The sequence below is a fragment of the Kurthia zopfii genome, from assembly GCF_003143955.1.
Taxonomy (GTDB): Bacteria; Bacillota; Bacilli; order Bacillales_A; family Planococcaceae; genus Kurthia; species Kurthia zopfii.
On the sequence record NZ_QFVS01000094.1, the window covers coordinates 1 to 1,105 of the forward strand.

Sequence of the window (1,105 nt, forward strand, 5' to 3'; positions counted from 1 at the left end):
GACAAAGACCATGTTCATATGCTTATTGAGTGTAAACCGCAACATTATATTCCTACTATAGTCAAAGCGTTTAAAGGCGTCTCTGCACGATTCTTATTTAAAGAATATCCTGAACTTAAAAATAGACTGTGGGGAGGACATCTTTGGAATCCTAGCTACTTCGTAGCTACAGTTAGTGAAAATACGGAGGAACAAATGAAAAACTATATTCAAAACCAGAAAAAGAAATGAGGTGAATTGTCATGCTACGTCATAAAGCTTATAAATTTAGATTATATCCAAATGTTGAACAAGAAATATTAATTGCTAAAACAATTGGATCCTCAAGGTTTGTCTATAATCATATGCTAAATGCTTGGAATAGCTCCTATAAGGAAACTGGTAAAGGTCTGTCTTATGGGAAGTGTTCAGCTATGTTACCCGCTATGAAAAAATCAGATGATACATCATGGTTAAGAGAAGTGGATAGTGTGGCATTGCAATCCTCTATTAAAAATTTAGCAGAGTCTTTCGATCGATTTTTCAAAAAGCAAAATCAATCGCCTAACTTTAAAAGTAAGAAAAATCCAATTCAAAGTTATACTACTAAAAATACAAATAACAATTTGGCTATTGTAGATCATAAGTTGAAATTACCTAAGCTTGGATTGGTTAAATTTTCTAAAAGTCGTGAAGTGAGTGGTCGCATTTTAAGTGCCACTATCCGTAAAAATGCCAGTGGTAAATTTTTTGTTTCTTTACTTTGCGAAGAGGAAATAACTGAATTACCAACAACCAACAAAGCAGTTGGAATTGACCTCGGTATTACAGATTTCGCTATTCTTTCGAATAGTCAAAAAATTGATAATCATAAATTTACGTCTAAAATGGCAACAAAGCTAAAGCGTGAGCAACGTAAGTTGTCAAGACGTGCATTATTAGCTAAGAAAAAAGGCATCAATTTGTTTGAAGCTAAAAATTATCAAAAACAAAAGCGTAAAGTAGCCAAGTTGCACGAAAAAGTGATGAACCAACGCACTGACTTTTTGAATAAGTTAAGTACAGACATTATCAAAAATCACGATATAATCTGTATGGAAGACTTAAATACAAAAGGTATGTTGCG

General features: G+C 33.0%; 2 protein-coding genes. Both read left to right on the plus strand.

Annotated features, from left to right (window positions below; all coding sequences use genetic code 11):
• Positions 1–231 (plus strand): IS200/IS605 family transposase (tnpA, locus tag DF281_RS14490; protein ID WP_109350953.1); only part of this gene is annotated, 231 nt, incomplete at its 5' end.
• An 11-nt stretch (positions 232–242) separates the two neighbouring features.
• The coding region (locus DF281_RS14495; RefSeq protein ID WP_109350954.1) for an RNA-guided endonuclease TnpB family protein at positions 243–1,105 on the plus strand (863 nt) is incomplete at its 3' end.